The sequence below is a fragment of the Rhodococcus sp. BS-15 genome (assembly GCF_000813105.1).
Classification (GTDB): Bacteria; Actinomycetota; Actinomycetes; order Mycobacteriales; family Mycobacteriaceae; genus Rhodococcoides.
This window is the reverse complement of sequence record NZ_BAOX01000545.1, coordinates 1-1,348: the sequence shown is the minus strand read 5'-3', so window position 1 is coordinate 1,348 and position 1,348 is coordinate 1. Positions and strand designations below refer to the sequence as shown.

The window sequence follows — 1,348 nt, the reverse complement described above, 5'->3', positions numbered from 1 at the left end:
GCCGAGTTTGCCGCCCTCGCCCAGCACTGTGCCGGGTCGCAGGTAGGTGAACGGTCCGACGGTGGCATCGGGTCCGATCACGGCCTGCTCGGCGTGGGTGCGCACGACCGACGCGCGCTCGCCGATCTCGACGTCACGCAGCGTCGAGTCGGGCCCCACGATCGCGTCGTCGGCGATGTGGGTCTTGCCGTGCAGCTGGACGCCGGGTTCGATGCGGACGTCCGCGCCGAGGGTGACGTCGATGTCGATCCAGGTGGTCGACGGATCCACGACGGTGACGCCGGCCCGCATGTGTCGTTCGACGATGTGCCGGTTCAACACGGAGGTGACGTGCGCCAGCTGGACGCGGTCGTTGACGCCCACCACCAGATCGGGATCGGCGAGCTGGGTGCCGTAGACGGCTTTGCCGTCGGCCTTGCTGATCTTGACGACGTCGGTCAGATACAGCTCGTGCTGAGCGTTGGCGGTGCTGAGTTTGCCCAGAGCGGTACGCAGAGCAACGGCGTCGAATGCGTAGACGCCGGAGTTGACCTCACCGATCAGCACCTGAGCGGGGGTGGCGTCGGCGTGCTCGACGATCTCGGCCACCTCGCCGTCGTCGGTGCGGACGATGCGGCCGTAGCCGTTGGCATCGTCGGGGAGAAAGGTCAGCACTGTTGCGGCCGCGGGCCGGGGGGGCGCTCAGATGCTCGTCGAGCAGAGCTTTGAGGGTGTGGCCGTCCAGCAGGGGAACGTCGGCCGCGGTGACGAGGATCGTGCCCTCGAAATCGTCGGGGAGGGCAGCCAGGCCGCACTGGACGGCGTGCCCGGTGCCGAGCTGGCGATCCTGGACGGCGGTGTGAATCGTGCGACCGAAGGTGGCGGCAAGGTCCTGGACGGCCTCGGTCACTCGCTCACGATCGTGTCCGACGACGGTCACCAGGTGGTCGGGGCCCAGGTCGGCGGCCGCGTGGAGGGCGTGCGCGAGCATGGTGCGTCCGGCCAGGGGATGCAGAACTTTCGGAGTCTTCGACCGCATTCGGGTACCTGCACCCGCAGCGAGAACGACCACGGCGGTCTGCACAGGCATTGAGCTCCTCAGGCGGTAACGCGAATGACGGCATGCGTGAATGATGTTGCTCGCTCCGCCGCCAGGACTCGAACCTGAACTATCTGAACCAAAATCAGAGGTGCTGCCATTACACCACGGCGGATAAACGGCCAGCGGTTTCACCAGTGGCCGACGAATCGAACGACTCATTCGTTTGCCGCTGCGCTCCCACTGAGCGCAACGATCCTCGCACGCGAGGTGGTGGTGAGTCGAACCGCGATGCAGATTTCGCACTCTCGGTCGTTCCTGCAGGCTCCA

The 1,348-nt window shown here is 66.5% G+C and carries 1 tRNA gene and 1 pseudogene; both read right to left on the bottom strand.

The annotated features are described in order from the left end of the window. Window positions 1–1,069: pseudogene (gene glmU / locus RHBS_RS27800) on the bottom strand (bifunctional UDP-N-acetylglucosamine diphosphorylase/glucosamine-1-phosphate N-acetyltransferase GlmU); the annotation flags it as partial. A 53-nt stretch (window positions 1,070–1,122) separates the two neighbouring features. After that, window positions 1,123–1,193 (bottom strand) — tRNA-Gln (locus RHBS_RS27795). Between the last annotated feature and the right edge of the window lie 155 nt (window positions 1,194–1,348).